This window comes from Microbispora sp. H13382, from assembly GCF_014161445.1.
GTDB lineage: Bacteria > Actinomycetota > Actinomycetes > Streptosporangiales > Streptosporangiaceae > Microbispora.
Genome location: NZ_JABBXA010000008.1, coordinates 188,386 through 207,562 on the forward strand (window position 1 = coordinate 188,386; position 19,177 = coordinate 207,562).

19 protein-coding genes are annotated in these 19,177 nt (G+C 72.3%); 14 read left to right on the forward strand and 5 right to left on the reverse strand.

The genetic code is table 11. The annotated features are described in order from the left end of the window. Nucleotides 1–77 precede the first annotated feature (77 nt). From HHX41_RS18300 to HHX41_RS18360, 13 genes are all read left to right on the forward strand, one after another. Nucleotides 78–1,484, forward strand: a complete 1,407-nt coding sequence (locus HHX41_RS18300; RefSeq protein ID WP_182906938.1) for a hypothetical protein — start codon at nucleotides 78–80, stop codon at nucleotides 1,482–1,484. A gap of 84 nt (nucleotides 1,485–1,568) precedes the next feature. Beyond that, nucleotides 1,569–2,492 (forward strand): PaaX family transcriptional regulator C-terminal domain-containing protein, encoded by a 924-nt coding sequence (locus HHX41_RS18305; protein ID WP_310742047.1) that lies wholly within the window; start codon nucleotides 1,569–1,571, stop codon nucleotides 2,490–2,492. A gap of 149 nt (nucleotides 2,493–2,641) precedes the next feature. Then, nucleotides 2,642–3,535 (forward strand): transporter substrate-binding domain-containing protein, encoded by an 894-nt coding sequence (locus HHX41_RS18310; protein WP_259401076.1) that lies wholly within the window; start codon nucleotides 2,642–2,644, stop codon nucleotides 3,533–3,535. Next, nucleotides 3,532–4,392 (forward strand): amino acid ABC transporter permease, encoded by an 861-nt coding sequence (locus HHX41_RS18315; RefSeq protein WP_182906939.1) that lies wholly within the window; start codon nucleotides 3,532–3,534, stop codon nucleotides 4,390–4,392. The genes HHX41_RS18310 and HHX41_RS18315 overlap by 4 nt, the downstream gene beginning before the upstream one ends. Further along, a complete protein-coding gene (locus tag HHX41_RS18320; RefSeq protein WP_182906940.1) occupies nucleotides 4,389–5,210 on the forward strand; it encodes an amino acid ABC transporter ATP-binding protein in 822 nt (273 codons plus the stop codon). Before HHX41_RS18315 ends, HHX41_RS18320 begins: the two co-directional genes overlap by 4 nt. Further along, nucleotides 5,207–6,328 (forward strand): CapA family protein, encoded by a 1,122-nt coding sequence (locus HHX41_RS18325; protein WP_259401077.1) that lies wholly within the window; start codon nucleotides 5,207–5,209, stop codon nucleotides 6,326–6,328. The genes HHX41_RS18320 and HHX41_RS18325 overlap by 4 nt, the downstream gene beginning before the upstream one ends. Continuing rightward, nucleotides 6,321–7,571: a CaiB/BaiF CoA-transferase family protein gene (locus HHX41_RS18330; RefSeq protein WP_182906941.1), complete on the forward strand. Its 1,251-nt coding sequence runs from the start codon at nucleotides 6,321–6,323 to the stop codon at nucleotides 7,569–7,571. Before HHX41_RS18325 ends, HHX41_RS18330 begins: the two co-directional genes overlap by 8 nt. 1 nt (nucleotide 7,572) lies before the next feature. Continuing rightward, entirely contained in the window at nucleotides 7,573–8,661 is a 1,089-nt protein-coding gene (locus HHX41_RS18335; protein WP_182906942.1) for a 2-hydroxyacyl-CoA dehydratase family protein, read from the forward strand. Beyond that, the gene (locus HHX41_RS18340) at nucleotides 8,649–9,896 is read left to right on the forward strand and encodes a 2-hydroxyacyl-CoA dehydratase family protein (protein ID WP_182906943.1); all 1,248 of its coding nucleotides are present in this window, start codon (nucleotides 8,649–8,651) and stop codon (nucleotides 9,894–9,896) included. Before HHX41_RS18335 ends, HHX41_RS18340 begins: the two co-directional genes overlap by 13 nt. 129 nt (nucleotides 9,897–10,025) lie before the next feature. After that, on the forward strand, nucleotides 10,026–10,952 hold the full coding sequence (locus tag HHX41_RS18345) for an SDR family NAD(P)-dependent oxidoreductase (RefSeq protein WP_182906944.1): 927 nt from the start codon (nucleotides 10,026–10,028) through the stop codon (nucleotides 10,950–10,952). Nucleotides 10,953–10,962: 10 nt separating this feature from the next. After that, entirely contained in the window at nucleotides 10,963–11,853 is an 891-nt protein-coding gene (locus HHX41_RS18350; protein WP_182907055.1) for an amidohydrolase family protein, read from the forward strand. Then, entirely contained in the window at nucleotides 11,850–12,308 is a 459-nt protein-coding gene (locus tag HHX41_RS18355; RefSeq protein WP_182906945.1) for a MaoC family dehydratase, read from the forward strand. The genes HHX41_RS18350 and HHX41_RS18355 overlap by 4 nt, the downstream gene beginning before the upstream one ends. A 106-nt stretch (nucleotides 12,309–12,414) precedes the next feature. Further along, nucleotides 12,415–13,965, forward strand: coding sequence for a long-chain fatty acid--CoA ligase (locus HHX41_RS18360; protein WP_182906946.1), 1,551 nt, complete (start codon nucleotides 12,415–12,417; stop codon nucleotides 13,963–13,965). A gap of 154 nt (nucleotides 13,966–14,119) precedes the next feature. On the opposite strand, the gene HHX41_RS18365 is transcribed toward HHX41_RS18360, so the two are convergent. Beyond that, on the reverse strand, nucleotides 14,120–14,743 hold the full coding sequence (locus tag HHX41_RS18365; protein ID WP_182906947.1) for a hypothetical protein: 624 nt from the start codon (nucleotides 14,741–14,743) through the stop codon (nucleotides 14,120–14,122). Nucleotides 14,744–14,920: 177 nt separating this feature from the next. Here HHX41_RS18365 and HHX41_RS18370 point away from each other — a divergent pair, with 177 nt between their 5' ends. Next, the gene (locus tag HHX41_RS18370; protein ID WP_182906948.1) at nucleotides 14,921–15,505 is read left to right on the forward strand and encodes a DJ-1/PfpI family protein; all 585 of its coding nucleotides are present in this window, start codon (nucleotides 14,921–14,923) and stop codon (nucleotides 15,503–15,505) included. A 34-nt stretch (nucleotides 15,506–15,539) separates the two neighbouring features. Here the strand turns inward: HHX41_RS18370 and HHX41_RS18375 are convergent, their stop codons facing one another. The 4 genes from HHX41_RS18375 to HHX41_RS18390 all read right to left on the reverse strand — a co-directional run bounded on the left by HHX41_RS18375 (nucleotide 15,540) and on the right by HHX41_RS18390 (nucleotide 19,176). Further along, the gene (locus tag HHX41_RS18375) at nucleotides 15,540–16,685 is read right to left on the reverse strand and encodes an RNA polymerase sigma factor (RefSeq protein ID WP_182906949.1); all 1,146 of its coding nucleotides are present in this window, start codon (nucleotides 16,683–16,685) and stop codon (nucleotides 15,540–15,542) included. After that, a complete protein-coding gene (locus HHX41_RS18380; RefSeq protein ID WP_310742048.1) occupies nucleotides 16,682–17,086 on the reverse strand; it encodes a YciI family protein in 405 nt (134 codons plus the stop codon). Before HHX41_RS18380 ends, HHX41_RS18375 begins: the two co-directional genes overlap by 4 nt. A gap of 147 nt (nucleotides 17,087–17,233) precedes the next feature. Then, the gene (locus tag HHX41_RS18385; protein ID WP_220504189.1) at nucleotides 17,234–18,238 is read right to left on the reverse strand and encodes a Xaa-Pro peptidase family protein; all 1,005 of its coding nucleotides are present in this window, start codon (nucleotides 18,236–18,238) and stop codon (nucleotides 17,234–17,236) included. Further along, nucleotides 18,235–19,176 carry an ABC transporter ATP-binding protein gene (locus tag HHX41_RS18390; protein WP_182907057.1) on the reverse strand — a complete coding sequence of 314 codons (942 nt, stop codon included), beginning with the start codon at nucleotides 19,174–19,176 and terminating at the stop codon, nucleotides 18,235–18,237. Before HHX41_RS18390 ends, HHX41_RS18385 begins: the two co-directional genes overlap by 4 nt. Nucleotide 19,177: the final 1 nt, after the last annotated feature.

Here is a 19,177-nt window from a genome sequence, read left to right on the forward strand (position 1 = left end):
ACCGTTCACCGAACTGTTGCGCGTCTTGGGTCGCAGCAGCTTCCCACCCCCTGGAGGCGGACATCAATCCCCGTTCAGTGATCAATCGGGCGCCCCGTGCCGTGACGGTGCTCGCCGCCGCGGCCCTGGCACTCGCCCTCCCGCCGGCCGCCGGTCTGCCGCACGCATCGGCGGCGTCCGGCAAGGCCCAGGGCGGTCAGATCAGCGTCACGGGCGTCCATCCGAGCGGCGCCACCTACGCGATCGAGGTCCCGCCGAACTGGAACGGCACCGTGCTGACGTTCAGCCCGGGTTACGGCGAGGGCGCCGGCCCGCAGCACCTGCCGGCCGACCTCGGTGGCGACACCGCCGCGCGGAGGTGGCTGCTGGCCCACGGGTACGCCCTGGCCGGCACCCGGCCCTACGGGAGCGGCTGGGCCGTAGAGGAGACTCTGCGGGCCTCCGCCGACACGCTCGCCCAGTTCGCCGAGGTCGCCGGGAAGCCCAGGACCACCCTGGCCTGGGGCGGTTCCATGGGAGGCGCCATCGCGGCCGGTCTGGCCGAACGCCGGCCCGACCTGATCGACGGCGCGCTGCCGTACTGCGCCTCGGTGGCCGGGCCGGTGGCGATGCTCAACCAGTCGCTCGACGCGGCCTTCGCGTTCAAGACGCTGCTCGCCTCCGGCGACGACGCGGTGAAGCTCGTCCGACTGGCCTCGGCCGACGAGGAGGCGCGGAGCACCACGGCCGCCCGCGCCGTCCTGGACGCCGCTCAGCGGACTGCGGCCGGCCGGGCCCGCATCGCGCTGGCCGCGTCCTTCGCCCAGGTCTCCACCTGGTCGGTGACCGGCACCGCCGAGCCCGCCGCGCGCGACTGGGCCGCGCAGGAGACGCAGGAGTACGCGGCGTTCATGGCGACGGTGTTCTCTCCCCGCTATCCGCTGGAACAGCGGGCGGGCGGAAACCTCTCCTGGAACACGGGCGTCGACTACCGCCGGGAACTGCGGGAGTCCGGGCGGACGAAGCAGGTGCGCGCCCTCTACGACAGCGCGGGACTGGACCTCGACGCCGACCTCGACGCCCTCGCGGCGGCGCCGCGCGTCTCCGCCGACCCCGGCGCCGTCGCCTACATGGAGGACTACTTCACCCCGCGCGGCTCGCTCGGCGTCCCCGTCCTGACGATGCACGAGCGCGGCGACAACTACCCCACCGTCACCCAGGCCCGTGCCTACTCCGACGTGGTGCGGCGCGCCGGGAAGGGTGCGATGTTGCGCCAGGCGTTCGTCGACCGCCCCGGTCACTGCCGCTACACCGGAGCCGAGTTCGTCGCCGCGGTGCAGACGCTGAGGAACCGGGTCGTCACCGGCCGCTGGACGGACGTCGACGCCCATCAGCTCAACAAGCTGGCCGCACGCCTGGCCGCGGAGGACCCGGCTCTGGGCGCCGCGGAGTTCGTCCACTTCACCCCGGGCCGCTTCCTGCGCCCCCACGTCCCCCCACGGTGATCGGCATGTGCGGCATCACATCGTCTAGAAGCATGACAATCTGATAACGAGCGCGCGATCAATCGTTGTCAATATACTCATGGTGTGAATGATCGGGAGAGGTCCGAGGCAGGGGATGTCGATTTTCCGCGCTTCCAGGTGGGCGCGCCCCCGCAGCACCTGATTACGACGCTTCTCGGGGACTACTGGATCAGCCGGCCCGAGCAGCTGCCGTCCGCGGCCCTGGTGAGGCTGACCGAGGAGTTCGGGGTCTCCGCCGTGGCGGCCCGGGCCGCGCTCAGCCGCCTGACCAAGCGGGATCTGCTGGAGTCCTCCAAGGCCGGGCGGCGCACCTACTACCGCCTGACGGATCGGGCCGCCGCGGTGTTACTGGAGGGGCGGCAGCGGATCATGTCCTTCGGCCTGGAACAGGGCGCGTGGGACGGGAGATGGGTGATGGCGGCGTTCTCCATCTCCGAGGAACAGCGCGACCTGCGGCACGCGCTGCGCGCGAGGCTGCGCTGGCTCGGCTTCGCGCCGCTCTACGACGGGCTGTGGGTCTCGCCGACGGCCGACGCCGACAGTGCGGCCGCGGTGCTCACCGAGCTGGAGATCCCCATGTCGACGATCTTCCGCGCCGAGGCCCTGGATCTCGCGGGCATGCGCGCGCCGCAGGAGGCATGGGACTTCGATCAGCTCCGGCGCACCTACGAGCGGTTCGTGGCCGACTACTCGCCCCTTCTGGAACGCGTCCGCGGCGGCGCGGTCGGCGCGTCCGAGGCGCTGGTGGCGCGTACGAGGATCATGGACACCTGGCGCACGTTCCCCAACCACGACCCCGATCTGCCGGCGGAGCTGCTGCCCGCCGACTGGCCGCGTGCCGCGGCCAGAGACCTCTTCGTGGAGATCTACGACACCCTCGGGCCGCTCGCCGAGTTCCGCGTCAAGCAGATCGTCGCGGAGTTCGAACCCGAGCTGGCCGTGCTGGTCGCCCACCATCGCACCAGCTCCATCCTCGCGTTCAGCTGACCGCTCCCCGGTGACGGGGCGGCGGTCCGGCCGCCCCGCGCGTCTCCCTCGCAAAGCCGCCTCTTGACAGGTGTGCATTCCTAGGTGTGACACTTATCTCCACGACCGCAACATTAAGTGCATCATTGGCCGGTCGCGGAAGGACCACCATGAGAATGCCCAGGACCATCCTCGCGGGTGCGGCCGCCTTGGCCCTCGCCTCCGCCGCAGCCTGCGGCGGAGGCGCCGGCGAGACGCAGCGGCCGGCCGGCGCGACGGCTCTGTACGACGCCCTGCCCGACAGCATCAAGGAGACGGGCGTCATCCGATTCGCCGGGGATTCCCACCCGCCCTATCGGATCGTCGCCGACGACGGCAAGACCGTCACGGGCATCGACAAGGAGTTGCAGGACGCCCTCGGCAAGGTGCTGGGGGTCCGCACCGAGATCTCGATCGTCAGCGGCCTGCCCGCGGCGCTGTCCGGCATGCTCGCCTCCCGGTACGACGCCTTCAACGGTCCGGTGAAGGACAGCGCCGAGCGTGAGAAGCAGTTCGACGCGCTCGTGTGGATGGTCACCCGGACCTCCTACCTGATCCCCAAGTCAGGGTCCTCGGCCGTCGAGAGCTCGGGTGACCTGTGCGGCAAGCGCGTCGCCGGCACCGCCGGCAGCATCGTGGAGGACCAGGCCAAGCGCCTGACCGAGTGGTGCGCCAAGCAGGGCAAGCCGGGACTCGACTTCATCGGCTTCGCCGACACCAACGGCACCATCCTCGCCGCGAAGTCCGGCCGGGCCGACGCGGCCGGCATGACCGAGAGCGCCGCGCTCGACGTGCTCTCCAAGGAGAAGGACGCCTTCACGTACGTGACGCAGACCGAGGAGCAGGGCGCCGGCGTCGACCAGCTGGCGATGCTCGTGCCCAAGTCCAGCGGTCTCGGCCCGGTCATGTTCGACGCGTTCAAGGAGATCTTCAAGAACGGCGAGTACACGAAGATCATGGACAAGTACGGGCTCCAGAAGGTGGCGGTGGAGGAGCCCAGGATGAACACCGCGGCGACGGGATGAGCGTGGCACCGCAGGCCGTGGCACCGCGGACCGTGGACGTCGCCGCCGCCCGTCCGCGCGTCCGCCCCCTGCGCTGGGTGGCCGGAGCCGTCCTGCTCGTGCTCGTCGCGCAGTTCGCCTGGTTCCTCGTCACCAACGAGCGGTTCGAGTGGCCGGTCGTCGGCACGTACCTGCTCGACCCGAACATCCTGCGCGGCCTGGGCATGACGCTGCTGCTCACCGTCATCGTGATGCTGCTGGGCAGCGTGTTCGGGGTGCTTCTCGCGGCGGGCAGGCTGAGCGGCTTCAGGCCGGTGGTCTGGGCGTGCGCCGTATACGTCACGGTCTTCCGCAGCATCCCGCCCCTGGTCCAGCTGATCTTCTGGTTCAACCTCGGCTACCTGCTGCCGCGGATCCCGCTGGGCGTGCCGTTCGGCCCGACGTTCGTCTCGTGGCCGACCAACTCCGTGATCAGCTCGCTGACCGCGGCCATCATCGGGCTCACCCTGCACGAGGCCGCGTACATGGCCGAGATCGTCAGGGCCGGCGTCCTGTCCGTGGACGGCGGCCAGCGCGACGCGGCCCGCGCGATGGGGTTCACGGCCGCGCAGAGCTTCGTCAAGGTCGTGCTCCCGCAGGCGATGCGCGTGATCATCCCGCCCACCGGCGGCCAGTTCATCAGCGTGCTCAAGGGCACCTCCCTGGTCAGCGTGATCGCGCTGTCCGACCTGCTCTACTCGGCGCAGGTCATCTACAACAGGACCTACGAGATCGTGCCGCTGCTGATCGTCGTCTGCGCCTGGTACCTGGCGGTGGTCACCGCTCTGTCGCTCGGCCAGCGGCGTCTGGAGCAGCACTTCGGGAAGGGGCAGCGGTGAGTGACACGCCTGTCCTGCGCATCCGTGACGTGCGCAAGCGGTTCGGCGACCACCTGGCGCTCGACGGGGTGAGCCTGGACGTGCACGAGGGCGAGGTCGTCACCGTCATCGGCCCGTCCGGCTCGGGCAAGTCCACCCTGGCCCGTTGCGTCCACCAGCTGGAGGGCATCGACGGCGGGGCCATGTACCTCGACGGGGAGCTGCTCGGCTACGAGATGCACAGAGGCCACCTGCGCCCGTTGCCGGACCGGCGCGTCGCCGCCCAGCGCGGCCGCATGGGCATGGTCTTCCAGCAGTTCAACCTGTTCGCGCACTGGAGCGTGCTGCGCAACGTCGTCGAGGCGCAGGTGCTGGTCCACGGGCGGAGGCCGGAGGAGGCGCGCGGGGAGGCGCTGCGGCTGCTGGAGCGGGTGGGGCTGGCGGGCAAGGCGGACGCCCATCCCCGGATGCTCTCCGGGGGCCAGCAGCAGCGCGTCGCCATCGCCAGGGCTCTGGCCACCAACCCGCGGATCATGCTGTTCGACGAGCCCACCAGCGCGCTGGACCCCGAGCTGGTGGACGAGGTGCTGAGCGTCGTGCTCGACCTGGCCCGCGGCGGCATGACCATGATCATCGTGACGCACGAGATGAGCTTCGCCCGCGAGGTGGCCGATCGGTGCGTCTTCATGGAGAACGGCCAGATCATCGAGACCGGCACTCCCGAGGAGATCTTCGACAACCCCGCCTCGCCCCGCCTGAGAGCCTTCCTGTCGCGCTTCTCCGGTCGCGCGGCGCACACCCCCGACGAACGCGAGCTGGAGGAGGAGTCCACCTTTTGAGCTTCACGGTAATGGCCGTCGGCGACCTCGTCGTCGACGAGCCCGATCCCGCGTCCTTCTTCGCCCCGGCCCGGGAGACGCTGGGCCGGGGCGATGTGGTGATCGGCCACATCGAGGTGCCCCACAGCACGTCCACCGCCCAGGTCAGCACCGACGTCCCCGCCCCGCCCGCCGATCCCGCCGCGCTGTCCGCGGTCGCCGGCGCCGGCTTCCACGTGGTGACGCTCGCGGGCAACCACGTCTACGACGCAGGCGACCAGGGAGTGGCCGACACGATCGCGTACGCGACCGAGGCCGGACTGGCCACCGCGGGCGCAGGCATGAATCTCGACGAGGCCCGCCGTCCCGCCGTCGTGGAGCGCGACGGGCTGCGGATCGGCGTGCTCGGCTACAACTGCGTCGGTCCCCGCGAGTCCTGGGCGACCAGCCGCAAGCCCGGCTGCGCGTACGTCAAGGTGCTGACCCACTACGAACTCGACCACGCCAGCCCCGGCGGGCCGCCCGCCGTCTACACCTTCGCCGACCCCGCCTCCCTGGAGCGGATGGCCGAGGACGTGGCGGCCCTGGCCGCCGAGGCCGACGTCGTGCTGGTGTCGCTGCACAAGGGCGTCGGGCACACGCCCGCCGTGCTGGCGATGTACGAGCGGCCCGTGGCGCAGGCCGCGATCGACGCCGGGGCGCACGCGGTGTTCGCCCACCACGCCCACATCATGCGCGGCGTCGAGATGTACCGCGGCAGGCCGATCTATCACGGTCTGGGCAACTTCGTGACCGTCACCCACGCGCTGACGCCCACCACGGGCGACGCGGGCGAACGGGCCGAGTGGGCGCGCCGCAGAGTCGAGCTGTACGGCTTCGCGCCCGACCCGGACATGCCGTACTACCCCTTCCACCCCGAGAGCCGGAACACCGCGATCGCGGTCTGCCGGTTCGACCGGGACGGTCTGGTCTCGGCCGGAATCGTGCCGTGCCGGATCGACGGCGCGGGCCGTCCGGTGCCGCTCGGCGACGACGAGGAAGGACGGCGGGTCGTGTCGTACATCGAGCAGATCACCCGGCAGGCGGGCTTGAAGACGGAGTTCCACTGGGAGGGAGACGAGGTGGTGCTGCGTGGCTGACCGTCCGCTCGCCGGCCGCACGGTGATCGATCTGACCACCGCGCTGTCCGGACCGTACGCGACCCTGCTGCTGGCCGGGCTCGGCGCCCGCGTGATCAAGGTGGAGAACCCGCTGACCGGCGGCGACTCCTCCCGCAACAACGCCCCCTATGTCGGTGCGGACGGGCTGACGCTCGCCCGCCACGGGGACGACGACATGTCCGTGTCGATACTCCTGCGGGGCCGCAACAAGCAGAGCGTCACGCTCAACCTCAAGCACCCCAAGGCCCGCGACATCCTGGCCGGTCTGGTCCGGGTGTCGGACATCATGATCGACAATTACAGCGCCGGCGTCACGGCTCGGCTCGGCATCGGCCACGACTGGGCGAGCGCGATCAACCCGCGCATCGTGTGCACGTCGATCAGCGGCTTCGGCGCGCAGGGCGGTCCCGGCTCGGGCAAGGCGATGGACACCATCGTCCAGGCGCTCAGCGGCGTGATGATGACCGCGGGCGCGCCCGGCGAGCCGCCCGTCCGCTTCGGGCTGCCGGTGGGCGACCTGGTCGCGCCGCTGTACGCGGTGATCGGCACGCTCGCCGCGGTCCTGCGGGCCGAGGCGACCGGCCAGGGCCAGCACGTGGACGTGTCGATGCTGGGGGCGCTGACCTCGCTGGTCGCGTGCGAGCCGTTCGACGCCTACGAGAAGCTGGGTCTGCCCATGCGCACGGGGACGACCGTGCCCAGGCTGGCGCCGTTCGGAACGTTCCCCGCCGCGGACGGCTGGTTCGCGCTGTGCGGCCCCACCGACGCGTTCGCCCGCGGCCTGTTCACGGCGATGGGACGCGACGATCTGGCGGCGGACCCGCGCTACGCCACGCGGGACGCGCGCGTGGCCAATGCCGGCGAGCTGCACGAGCTGGTGGCCTCATGGGCGGGGGACCGCCCGCTCGCCGTGGTCCTCGACCTGTTCGCCCGGCACGGCGTCCCCGCCGCCGAGGTGCGTGAGCCCGGCGACGCCGTACGCGACCCGCTCGTGCTGGAGCGCGAGGAGGTCGTGCCGCTGGAGCATCCGCGCCACCGTCCGGGCCAGGGCCGCCACGGGGACCTGTACGGCACCGGCGTCCCGATCCGCTTCTCCGCCTCGGAGGCGGGGCTCGACCGGCCGGCGCCCGGCCTCGGCGAGCACAACGCCGAGATCTACAGCGGCCTGCTCGGCTACTCCGACGACGAGCTCAAGGCCCTGGCCGAAGAGGGAGTGATCTGACATGCCCACGGCGCTGGCCGCGCTGGAGGAGGCGTACACCCGGCGCGGCGCACCTCCGGCCGCCCCGACGGGCGACCGGACCCTGGTCGTCGGCTATGTCGGGGCGGACGTGCCGGTCGAACTGCTGACCGCCGCGGGGGTCCGCGCGGTCCGTCTCACGGGGGACCCGGACTCCGGCTCCGCGCCCGGAGACCGATATCTGGGCCGCGGGGTGGACCCGGCGGCCAGCTCGGTGCTCACCCGGCTGCTCGCCGGGTCCTTCGGCGGCCTGGACCGCGTCGTGGTCTCGCACGACTGCGAGGCGTCCCTGCGGCTGTTCTACGCGCTGCGCGAGCTGCGCCGCGTGGAGCCGGGCACGGGGCTGCCCGAGGTGTACCTCGTCGACATCCTGCACCTGCCGCACCGCACGACCGCCCTGTACAACCGTCGCAGGATCGGCGAGTTCGCGGCCAGGCTGGAGGCCTGGACCGGCCGGCCCCTCGACGTGGCCGGAGCGGTGGCGGCGCACGACGAGCGGCGCCGGCTGCTGGCCGCCGTCGCCGAGCTGCGCAGGGCCGTGCCCGCCCGCCTGACGGGACGGCAGTTCCTCGCGGTGGCCAACGCGGCCCTGCCCGTGGACGAGCACATCGCGCTGCTGGAACGGCTGCTGGCCGAGGCGGGACAGCTCGGGGAACACCCCGGGCGGCGCGTCTTCCTGAGCGGCAGCGACCACGACACACCACATGTGTACGAGGCCGTCGAGTCCGAGGGCTACGTGATCGTCGGCGAGGACCACTCCTTCGGCGAGCTCTTCCTCAGGGAGCCGGTCGGCGCGGGCGGCCTGGACGCGCTGGCCGAGCACTACCACCACGGCGGCCCGACCGCCCACCGGGCCACCGTGAGCGAGCGCGCCGCCCACGCGGCGCGGGCCGTACGGCACTGCCGGGCCGAGCTCTTCGTCGCCTATTCCAGGATCGGCGACGAGGCCCCGGCCTGGGACTTCCCGGCGCAGCGCGCGGCGCTCGACATCCCCGCCGTGCTGCTGGAACGCCAGGAGTACGGGCGTGCCGACCTGACCGCCCTGCGGAAGGAACACCCATGCGCAGTGTGAAAACCCTCGCCACGGCGGCCGAGGCGGGCAGGCACCAGCGTGAGTGGTTCGCCGGCCTGCGGCGCCGGGTCGCCGCCGGCGAGCCGTTCGCCCTGCTGAACGCGGACGTCCCGCACGAGATCTTCCGCACGATGGACATCCCGTACGCGGTCAGCCAATGGTGGGCGTCCCTGGTGGCCGCCAAGCAGCGTTCGGGGCACTACCTGGAGCTGGTGCGGCGGCGCGGCTACCCCGACTACTCCGAGCAGTACAACTCGGTCACCCTCGGCTCCGCCTTCGACCCGGAACCGGAGGCCGCCCCGTGGGGCGGCCTGCCGAAACCGGACATCGTCGTCGGGGACGCCACCGGTGACATCACTCGCAAGGTCTTCGACATCTGGGGTCACGAGCCCGGGGTCACCTTCTATCCGCTGGAGAGCGCCGCCGAGAACGAGGTCCCCGCCAACTGGTGGGAGCTGATGCCGCACCGCTGGGAGCAGGCCGTCGGCCCGGCCAGGCTGGACCTGCTCACCGCGGAGCTGGACAACCTCGTCAGGTTCCTGGAGACCACCACCGGCAGGCGGTTCAGCGAGTCCCGCTTCCGTGCCGTGATGGCTCTGGTCAACGAGCAGGAGGAGTGGAACAGGAAGACCCGCGACCTCATCGCCCGCACCCGGCCCGCCCCGCTCGGCGTCGTCGACAGCATCCCCAGCGTCATGCTCCCGCAGTGGCACCGCGGCACCGAGTGGGCCAGGGACATCGCCAGGCGCTTCTACGAGGAGGTGCGCGACCGGGTCGACGCGGGCCGGGCCGCGTGCCCGGACGAGCGGGCCCGGCTGATGTGGATCGGCCGGGGCCTCTGGTACGACATGGGCTTCTACCAGCGCTTCCAGGAGGAGTACGGCGCGGTGTTCGTCTGGTCGATGTACCTGGCCATCGCCGCCGACGGGTACGTCCGCTACGGCGACGACCCCATGAGGGCGCTGGCGGCGCGCTTCGCCGCCTTCGGCGACCAGCTCTACACCCCGCCGTGGTCCGGCGAGTGGTACGTGAAGGAGGCCCGCCTGCACGGCATCGACGGCGTGGTCCACCTGGTCTCCGACGATCCCCGCGGCAGCTACTTCACCGCCAGGGCGCTGGAGGCGGCCGGGTTCCCGGTGATCGAGATCCACGCCGACAACGTCGACGCCCGCACCTTCGACGACGAGGTGGTCAAGCGCATCGCTCAGTGGCTGGAGAACGTCGTCCTGGCCTGACCCCGATCGTCCCCCGGCTCCGCTCCGCCATGCGGGCCGAGCTCGCCCAAATGTTGGGCAGATCTTTGACGGCCGTCACAAAATCGACATATATTCGCGCCATTCGCCGCACAACTCAGGGGGAATCCCATGGATCTTTCCGGCAAGGTCGTCGTAGTCACAGGTGCGGGCCGCGGGCTCGGCCGCGCGTACGCCGAGGCGCTTGCCGCGGGCGGGGCGGCGGTGGTCGTCAACGACGTGGACGCCGAAGCGGTGGCGCAGGTCGTCGACGCCATCACCGCCGAGGGTGGCGCCGCACGGGGTGTCGTCGCCCCGGTCGGCTCCGCCGAGGCGGCCGGCCGGCTGGTCGACACCGCGGTCAAGGAGTTCGGCCGGCTGGATGTGATGGTCACCAACGCGGGCATCCTGCGCGACCGGGTGCTGTGGAAGATGTCGGACGACGACTTCGACGCGGTGATCGACGTGCACCTGCGCGGCACGTTCACCTGCGCCCGGGCGGCGGCGGTCCGCATGCGCGAGCAGGGGAGCGGGGGCCGGCTGATCCTGATCTCCTCCCCGGCGGGCCAGCGCGGGAACTTCGGGCAGACCAACTACGCGGCGGCCAAGGCCGGCATCGTGGCGATGGCCAGGACCTGGGCGCTGGAACTGGCCAGGGCGAACATCACGGTGAACGCGGTCGTCCCGGTGGCGGCCACGGAGATGACCAAGACCATTCCCGTGTTCGCGCCGATCATCGAGGAGTCCGAGCGGACCGGGCGGCCGTTCCCCGAGTGGCTGCGCAGGGACGAGGGGCTGGGCACGGTCGAGGACGTGGCGGGGCTCGTCGTGTTCCTCGCCTCGGACGCCTCGGCGGGGGTGACCGGCCAGGCGATCGGGATCGGCGGCGACCGGCTCGCGCTGTGGTCGCACCCGGCCGAGAAGGCCGTCGCGTTCGCCGACGGCGGCTGGACGGCCGAGACCATCGCAGCCTCCTGGCGGTCGGGAGTCGGCGCCGAGCCGGAGACGTACGGCATCCCCGCGCCCAAGGTGCCCGCCTCCGACGCCGAGGGGGCCTGACATGGCGGCCATGAACGTCGCCGACCTGGTCGCGATCGACGTGCACACGCACGCGGAGATCTCCAAGGACGGGCACGGATCGCTCAGCCCGGAGCTGTTCGGGGCGTCGGAGGACTACTTCAAGGCCCACGGGCACCGGCAGCCGACCATCGCGGAGATGGCCGCCTACTACCGGGAGCGGACGATGGCCGCGGTGGTGTTCACCGTGGACGCCGAGCACGCCACCGGGCACCCGCGCATCTCCAACGAGGAGGTGGCGGAGAGCTGCGCCGAGCACGCCGACGTGCTGATCCCGTTCGCCAGCGTCGATCCCTGGAAGGGCCGGGCGGGCGTGCGCGAGGCGCGGCGGCTGGTCGAGGAGTACGGCGTGCGCGGCTTCAAGTTCCACCCGAGCATCCAGGGCATCGCCCCCAACGACCCCGTGGCGTACCCGCTGTACGAGGCGATCGAGGGACTGGGCGTCCCGGCGTTGTTCCACACCGGCCAGACCGGCATCGGCGCGGGCGTCCCCGGCGGAGGCGGCATCCGGCTCAAGTACGGCAATCCCATGCTGGTGGACGACGTGGCCGTGGACTTCCCCGAGCTGCGGATCATCCTGGCCCATCCGTCGTTCCCGTGGCAGGACGAGGCGCTGGCGGTGGCCACGCACAAGCCGTACGTCTACATCGACCTGTCGGGCTGGTCTCCGAAGTACTTCCCGCCGCAGCTCGTGCGGTACGCCAACACGCTGCTGAAGGACAAGGTGCTCTTCGGCTCCGACTACCCGGTGATCACCCCGGACCGCTGGCTCGCCGACTTCGACAAGCTCGAGATCAAGCCCGAGGTCCGCCCCAGGATCCTGAAGGACAACGCCGTGCGCCTGCTCGGGCTCGGCGCGCAGGAGAGGACGACGGACGCATGACCACCACGGCGTACGGGCTCGACGAGATCAGGGCGCTGGCCGGTAAGGACCTCGGGCGCAGCGGCTGGCTGGAGATCGCCCAGGAGCGGGTGAACACTTTCGCCGATGCCACCGGCGACCACCAGTGGATCCACGTCGACCCGGTCAGGGCCGAGGGTGGCCCGTTCGGCGGCACGATCGCCCATGGGTATCTGACCCTGTCCCTGGTCATCCCGATGTTCAATGAGCTGCTGGAGATCCAAGGGGTGACGATGAGCATCAACTACGGGCTGGAGAAGGTCCGCTTCCCCAGCCCGGTCAGGGTCGGCGCCAGGATCCGGCTCGGCGCCGTCGTCGTCTCCGTCGAGGACGTCCCCGGCGACGGCGTCCAGATGCTGCTCGACTTCACCGTCGAGATCGACGGCGCGGCCAAGCCCGCCTGCGTCGCCCGCGCCGTCTACCGGCACTACGCCTGACCCCGCTTCCCGCTTCCCGCGGACCACGGACCGGACCCGCGCCGCCGTGCCTGCTCGGTCCGGGCACCTTCCCTGATTCCCCCAGCTGTCAGGAGGTCGAACACCAATGCGCAACGCCGGACTGGGAGGGTGGCCCGCCCGCCGGGCCCGGATGACACCGGACCGGCCCGCGTTCGTCGTCGGGGACCGGTCCGTCACCTACGCCGAGGTCCACGAGCGGACGACACGGCTGGCGTCGCGCCTGCGCGCGGCGGGGGTGCGGGCCGGCGATCGGATCGCCTACCTCGGCCGCAATCACCTCGCCTTCGTCGAGACGATGTTCGCCTCGCACCTGCTCGGGGCGATCTTCGTGCCGCTGAACTTCCGTCTGGCCGCGCCCGAGATCGGTTACATGCTGGACCACTCGGGCGCCGAGGTCCTGATCTACGCGCCCGAGTGCGCCGAGGTGGTCCGCGCCCTGCCGGACACCGCGGCCGCCCTCCGGGAGGTCGTGGCCCTCGATGCTCCGGGGCCAGGGGAGCGGCACTACGAGAGCTGGCTCGCGGAGGGCGATCCCACCCCGATCGACATACCCGTGCGGATGGACGACACCGCGCTCATCCTCTACACCTCGGGTACGACCGGGCGGCCCAAAGGCGCGATGCTCACGCACGGCAACCTCGTGTGGAACTGCTACAACCTCCTGCTCGGCGTCGATGTCACCAGCGACGAGACGACACTGATCAGCGCCCCGCTCTTCCACGTCGCCGCGCTGAACCAGACCTTGCTGCCGACCTTCCTCAAGGGCGGCAGCTCGGTGATCATGCCGTCGTGGGGGGTCGACGAGTGTTACGACCTCATAGAGAAGCACGGGGTCACCTGGATGTTCGGGGTCACCACGATGTTCGCCGCGTTCGCCCGGTCGCCCAGGTGGACCGGTGCGGACCTGTCGTCGCTGCGCCACCTCATGGCCGGGGGTGCGGCGATCCCGGCCGCCCTGATCCGTACGTACCAGGAACGGGGCCTGGTGTTCTGCCAGGGATACGGGCTCACCGAGACCGCTCCCGGCGCCACCTTCCTCGAGGCCAGTCAGAGCGTGCGCAAGGTGGGCTCGGCAGGGGTTCCGGTGTTCTTCGCCAACGTGCGGGTCGTCCAGCCCGACGGCACGGACACGGCGCCGGGACAGCCGGGTGAGGTGCTGATCCAGGGGCCGAACGTGACGCCCGGCTACTGGCGCGACCCGGAGGCGACCGCCGCCGCCTTCTCCGACGGCGGCTGGTTCCGCTCCGGAGACATCGGCGTCCTGGACGAGGAGGGTCACCTGTACGTCGTCGACCGGGTCAAGGACATGTACATCTCGGGCGGGGAGAACGTCTACCCGGCCGAGGTCGAGGCGGCGATCTTCGAGCATCCGGCCATCGCCGAGGTCGCCGTGCTCGGCGTGCCCGACGCCAAATGGGGCGAGGCCGGCCGCGCGTTCGTGGTCCTCCGTCCCGGCGCGAGTGTCACCGCCGGCGAGCTGCGCGACTTCCTCCGATCTCGTCTGGCCGCGTACAAGATCCCAACGTATTTCGACATCACGGACGACCTGCCGAAGACGGGCTCGGGCAAGATCCGCAAGCCCCTGCTGCGACGCCTTCCGCTGCCCGGTGCCGGCACCTCCACTTCTCCGATGTGACCGCGGGCCCCCGGGTCCCGCGACGGGGTGACGGGACGAGGCCGGCCCGCTCGCCGACGGCGAGGCCGGTGGGCCTGCGGCGCGCCGGTCGCGCGGTGCCGCCGCCCGCGGACCCGCGCGAGGCGCCTCCCGTCTTCCCCTCGTGCTTCCCCTGTTACTTGGCGCCGGCCCTGGTACGCCGGGTGGTGCCTGTGGCAGGGGTCTTCGCCGCGCCTCCGGCCGTGGCGGTTCTCCTCGTGGCTGCCGTCTGCGCCGCCGGCTCCGGCATACCCGGGGTTCCGGCGGCGGGCGTCCCCTTCTGCGGACCGCTGAGCGGGGACCAGCGCTGCTCGCGGCCCCTGGCGCGCTGCGCGATCAGAGTTCCCGCGCCGATCGCCGCCGCCACGGGCCATTCCAGGATGCCGAGCGCGGCCAGCGCGCCGAGACCGCCGTAGTACATGATGCGCTCCGGCGGCGGAAGGAACGTCCGGGCCATGTCCACGGCGTGCCCGACGTCGCGGCCGCTGATGTGCGGCATGCCCACGTGTGGCATGTGCATTTCGGGTGCCCGCAGCTGGATCCGCAGGAACGGCAGGTTCAGGTCCAGCTGGGGCCGGTGCCCCTCCTTCATCTCGGTTGGCGGAGCCGGAGTGGGCGTGGGTGTGGGCGGTGTGGTCGTGGTCCGGGCGCGGCCCGCGCGGCCCCGGGTGGTCGTCGTTCCCGTCGCGGCCGTGCCTGCCGCGGTGCCGGTCGTGGTGCCCGCCGTGGCCGTGCCCGGCGTCGTCCCGGTCGTGGTCATGGGTCCTCCCGATTCCGTGTCCCCCGATCGCGGATCTCGGCCTGACCCGCGGAGCTTTAGAAAATGACCTTTCTATCCTCTATCGAGCCTCGTGTGGTTGCTGGTGCTGATAGCGACTATTTGCCCACTTTTGCCGCTGCTTTCGTGCTCGGCGCCTCCTGAGCAAGGATGGCGGGCATGACACGCGTAGGAATCCTGCTGTTCGACCGGGTGGAGGAACTGGACGCGGTCGGTCCCTGGGAAGTCTTCGGCATGTGGGCGAAGCTGTGCCCGGAGGAGGCGGAGGTCGTCGCGTTCGCGCCGCGGGCGGGAGCCGTACGGGCGTCCAAGGGGCTGACCCTGTACGCCGACCGGTCGGCCGCCGACGTCGGCCATCTCGACGTCCTCGTGCATCCGGGCGGTGCCGGGACCCGCCCCCAGCTGGGGGACCCGGAACACCTCGAATGGGTGCGGAACCAGCGCGAACGCGTGCCCCTGATGACCAGCGTCTGCACCGGGTCGCTCGTCTTCGCCGCGGCCGGCCTGCTGGCGGGCCGCCCGGCGACCACACACTGGGGCGCCCTCGACCTGCTCGCCGACCTGGATCCGAGCATCGACGTCCGCCGCGACGAGCGCTTCGTCGACGACGGCGACGTCGTCACCTCGTCCGGAGTGTCGGCGGGCATCGACATGGCGCTCCACCTGGTGGCACGGCTCGCGGGAGTCGAGCGGGCCCGGGAGGTGCGCCGGCGCATGCAGTACGACCCCGCGCCGCCCGTGTAGGGCCGGAGCTCCTCGACGCCGTCCCGGCGTGCGCTCACGGGCGCAGCAGCTGCCGCACCCGTGCGGCCTCCCGCGTGAGGTGGTCGCGCTCCGGCACGCTGGCGGCGGCACGCGAGGCCTCGGCGTACAACTCGGCGGCGTGCTCGAGGTCGCCGGCGCGCTCGTGCAGGTATGCCCGCACCGCGACGTGACGGGGCACACCGGGATCCACGGCGGCCAGCGCCGCCAGACCGGCCTGCGGTCCGTCGGCCTCCCCGACCGCCACCGCTCGGTTGAGCCGCACCACCGGGCTGCCGGTGAGGAGCAGCAGTTCGTCGTACCACTCCACGATCTGCACCCAGTCTGTCTCGGCGGCGCTGCGGGCGTCCGCGTGCAGGGCGGCGATCGCGGCCTGCGCCTGGTATTCGCCCAGCCGGTCGCGGGCCAGCGCGGCCTGCAGGATCGCCACCCCCTCGGTGATCAGGCCGGTGTCCCAGCGTGACCGGTCCTGCTCGGCGAGCGGCACCAGGCGACCTCCCGGGCCGGTGCGAGACGCGCGGCGCGCATGGTGCAGCAGCATGAGCGCGAGCAGCCCCGCCACCTCGGGCTCGTCGGTCAGGGCGGCGAGCTGGCGGGTGAGGCGGATCGCCTCGGCCGCCAGGTCGAGGTCTCCGCCATACCCCTCGTTGAAGACGAGGTAGAGCACGCGCAGCACCGTCCCGAGATCGCCGGGCTGGTCGAGCGGCAGCCCCGCGATCCGCCGCTTGGCCCGGCTGATCCGCTGCGCCATGGTGGCCTCGGGGACGAGGTGGGCCGCCGCGATCTGCCGTGTGGTCAGACCGCCGACCGCGCGCAGCGTCAGGGCGACGGCCGAGCTCTGCGGCAGGGTGGGGTGCGCGCACAGGAAGTAGAGCCGCAGCGTGTCGTCGGCGGCGGGCGCCGGGCCGGCGGGAGGCTCGGCCTCCACGGCGAGCTCCCGCCCCCGCCGCGACGCCTCGGCGCGCGCGGCGTCGAGAAACCTGCGCCACGCGACCGCGACGAGCCACGCCTTCGGGTCGCGCGGCGGATCGTCCGGCCAGGTCTCCAGCGCCCGGATCAGGGCCTCCTGCACGGCGTCCTCGGCCGACGCGAAGTCCGCTCCGCGCCGGACGAGGACACCGATCACCGCGGGCACGAGCTCCCGCAGCAGCGACTCGTTCACTCGGTCACCCTGAGCGACTGGGTGAGGAACGGCCGCACCTCCAGCCACTCGTGGATCGGCTTGCCGCCGGCGCCGGGAGCGGCGGACAACTCCCCGGCCAGCTGGACCGCGCGATCCCACGACTCCACGTCGATGATCATCCAGCCGGCGATGAGGTCCTTGGTCTCGGCGAACGGACCGTCGGTCACCGGCGGGCGCCCCTCGCCGTCGTACCGCACGAACGCGCCCTCGGGCGCCAGCGCCTGTTCGCCGACGAACTCGCCCGTCTCCTCCAGCCGGGCCGCGAAGTCGCGCATGTACTGCACGTGCGCGTCGACCTCCTCCGGCGTCCACTGGTCCATCGGCACGTCGTTCACCGAAGCCGGCGCGCCCCGGTAGTGCTTCAGCAGCAGGTACTTCACGGTGGTTCTCCCTCTCCGTCGCGCGGCCCGTCATGGCCACTGTGTCCCTGGGACGGAGCCGGCACCACATTCTCGACACCCGGAAGCACGCCGACTTCCAGAATCTTCTTCTGGTCGTGGCGGGTGACGCGTGTGGCCGCGGCCGGCCTACCGGTCGAGGACGTGCAGGGCGCGGGAGGCGGTGCTGAGCACCTCCGGCCCGTCCTCGCCGCACACGACCACGTCGGCCACCCGGGCGCCGAAGAGGTCGGGCAGGTAGACGGCGGGTTCCAGGCAGACGGCCATTCCGGCCGCGAACGTCTCCCCGGCCGCCAGCCAGGGCGCCTCGGCCGGGCTCAGCCCGATGCCCCGGCCCGTCCGTGCGGCGGTGTAGTCGCCGTAGCCGCTGCCGTCGACGACCTCGCGGGCGGCCGCATCGGCCTCGGCGCACGCCACTCCGGGGCGTACGCGGTCGACGGCGGCTTCCTGGGCGGCGAGGACGACCGAGTACATGGCGTCGAAGTCCTCGGGCGGCTCCGCGACCGCGAAGACCCGGGCGACCTCGGCGCAGTAGCCGTTCCAGCGTCCGCCGACCGAGACGAGCAGCGCGTCGCCCGGGTTGATCACCCGTTCGCACGGCCGGTGGCGCGCGTCGGCGGAGTGCTCGCCCGCGGCGACGAGAACGGAGGGCGCCCCTTCGCAGCCCGTCTCGGCGAGCATCGCCCGGAGCCTGCGGGCCATCGCCCGTTCGGTGGCGCCGAACCACGTGAGCTCGCGGGCGGCGAGCAGCACGGCGTCGGCCGCGGCGGCGGCCTGCCGCAGCGCGGCCACCTCGGCCGCGCGCTTGCGCAGGCGCAGCGGCGCCAGCACGACCGAGGCCAGCACGAGCTCCGCGCCGAGGCGCAGCGCGAACAGCTCGGCGGCGTGCATCTGGGGGTCCACGGCCACGCGGCGGGCCGCCGGCGGCACGAGAGCCGCGGCCCGCGCGGGATCGGCTGCCGGCGCGGGCGGCCCGTCGAGCGCCACCACGAGGTAGCCCTCCTCGCCGCCCGCCGCCGACAGCGGGTCCGCCCGCAGGTACCGGAAGTCCGGGGAGGGCCGCAGCACGAGGGCGTCGATGCCCGCACCGGCCATCCCGGCGCGTACGTCCTCCAGCACGAGCGGGTCGATCATGACAGGGTGGACGGCTCCGGCTGGTGCAGCCAGCAGGCCACCGGACCGAAGTCGGGTTCCCGCTCCCGGCACACGTCCATCGCGAACGGGCAGCGGGGATGGAACCGGCAGCCCGCCGGGGGATCGGCGGGGTCGGGCACGTCCCCGGGCAGCTCGGCGGGCAGCACTCCGGCGCCGTCGGGGGAGGGGATCGCGGCGAGCAGCGCCCGTGTGTACGGGTGCCGGGGGTCGGCCCACACCTCCGCGGTCGGCCCGGTCTCCACGACCTTGCCGAGGTACATGACCGCGATCCGGTCGGCGATCAGCCGTACGACGGACAGGTCGTGGCTGATGAACAGCAGGCCCGCGCCGGACTCCACGGCGAGGTCGCGCATGAGCCGGGCCACCTGCGCCTGGGCGGAGGCGTCCAGGGCGGAGATCGGCTCGTCCCCGATCAGCAGCGACGGCCGGGCGGCGAGCGCCCGCGCGATGGCGACGCGCTGCCGCTGCCCGCCGGAGAACTCGTGCGGGTAACGGCCGGCGAACGCGCGCGGCAGCCCCACCCGTTCCAGCAGGTCGGCGGGGCTGGTCGCGGTGTCGCCGGCGGTGCGCAGCCCGTCGGCGATCTGCGTGCCCACGCGCCGGCGCGGGTTCAGCGAGGAGTACGGGTCCTGGAACACCATCTGCACGCCGCTGAGCGCCGGATCCCTGCGGCGCAGCCCGAGGGGCGTCACCGGGTGCCCGCCGACGAGGATCCGTCCCGAGGCGGTGCCGTGCAGTCCGCACACCGCCCGGGCCAGGGTGGACTTGCCGCACCCGGACTCGCCGACGAGGCCGACCACCTCACCGGCGGCGACGCGCAGGCTGGCCCCGGCCACCGCCCGCACGACCGGACGGCCCGGCGTCCGGTGCTCCACGACCAGGTCCTCCACGGACAGAAGGGGACCGGTCAGAGGCATG

What these genes read in the sequence shown, in the direction of transcription:
- HHX41_RS18310 (WP_259401076.1), top strand. Translation starts at nt 2,642, where the DNA reads ATGAGAATGCCCAGGACCATCCTCGCGGGTGCGGCCGCCTTGGCCCTC.
- HHX41_RS18315 (WP_182906939.1), top strand. Translation starts at nt 3,532, where the DNA reads ATGAGCGTGGCACCGCAGGCCGTGGCACCGCGGACCGTGGACGTCGCC.
- HHX41_RS18335 (WP_182906942.1), top strand. Translation starts at nt 7,573, where the DNA reads ATGCCCACGGCGCTGGCCGCGCTGGAGGAGGCGTACACCCGGCGCGGC.
- HHX41_RS18340 (WP_182906943.1), top strand. Translation starts at nt 8,649, where the DNA reads ATGCGCAGTGTGAAAACCCTCGCCACGGCGGCCGAGGCGGGCAGGCAC.
- HHX41_RS18345 (WP_182906944.1), top strand. Translation starts at nt 10,026, where the DNA reads ATGGATCTTTCCGGCAAGGTCGTCGTAGTCACAGGTGCGGGCCGCGGG.
- HHX41_RS18350 (WP_182907055.1), top strand. Translation starts at nt 10,963, where the DNA reads ATGAACGTCGCCGACCTGGTCGCGATCGACGTGCACACGCACGCGGAG.
- HHX41_RS18355 (WP_182906945.1), top strand. Translation starts at nt 11,850, where the DNA reads ATGACCACCACGGCGTACGGGCTCGACGAGATCAGGGCGCTGGCCGGT.
- HHX41_RS18360 (WP_182906946.1), top strand. Translation starts at nt 12,415, where the DNA reads ATGCGCAACGCCGGACTGGGAGGGTGGCCCGCCCGCCGGGCCCGGATG.
- HHX41_RS18365 (WP_182906947.1), bottom strand. Translation starts at nt 14,743, where the DNA reads ATGACCACGACCGGGACGACGCCGGGCACGGCCACGGCGGGCACCACG.
- HHX41_RS18370 (WP_182906948.1), top strand. Translation starts at nt 14,921, where the DNA reads ATGACACGCGTAGGAATCCTGCTGTTCGACCGGGTGGAGGAACTGGAC.
- HHX41_RS18385 (WP_220504189.1), bottom strand. Translation starts at nt 18,238, where the DNA reads ATGATCGACCCGCTCGTGCTGGAGGACGTACGCGCCGGGATGGCCGGT.
- HHX41_RS18390 (WP_182907057.1), bottom strand. Translation starts at nt 19,176, where the DNA reads ATGCCTCTGACCGGTCCCCTTCTGTCCGTGGAGGACCTGGTCGTGGAG.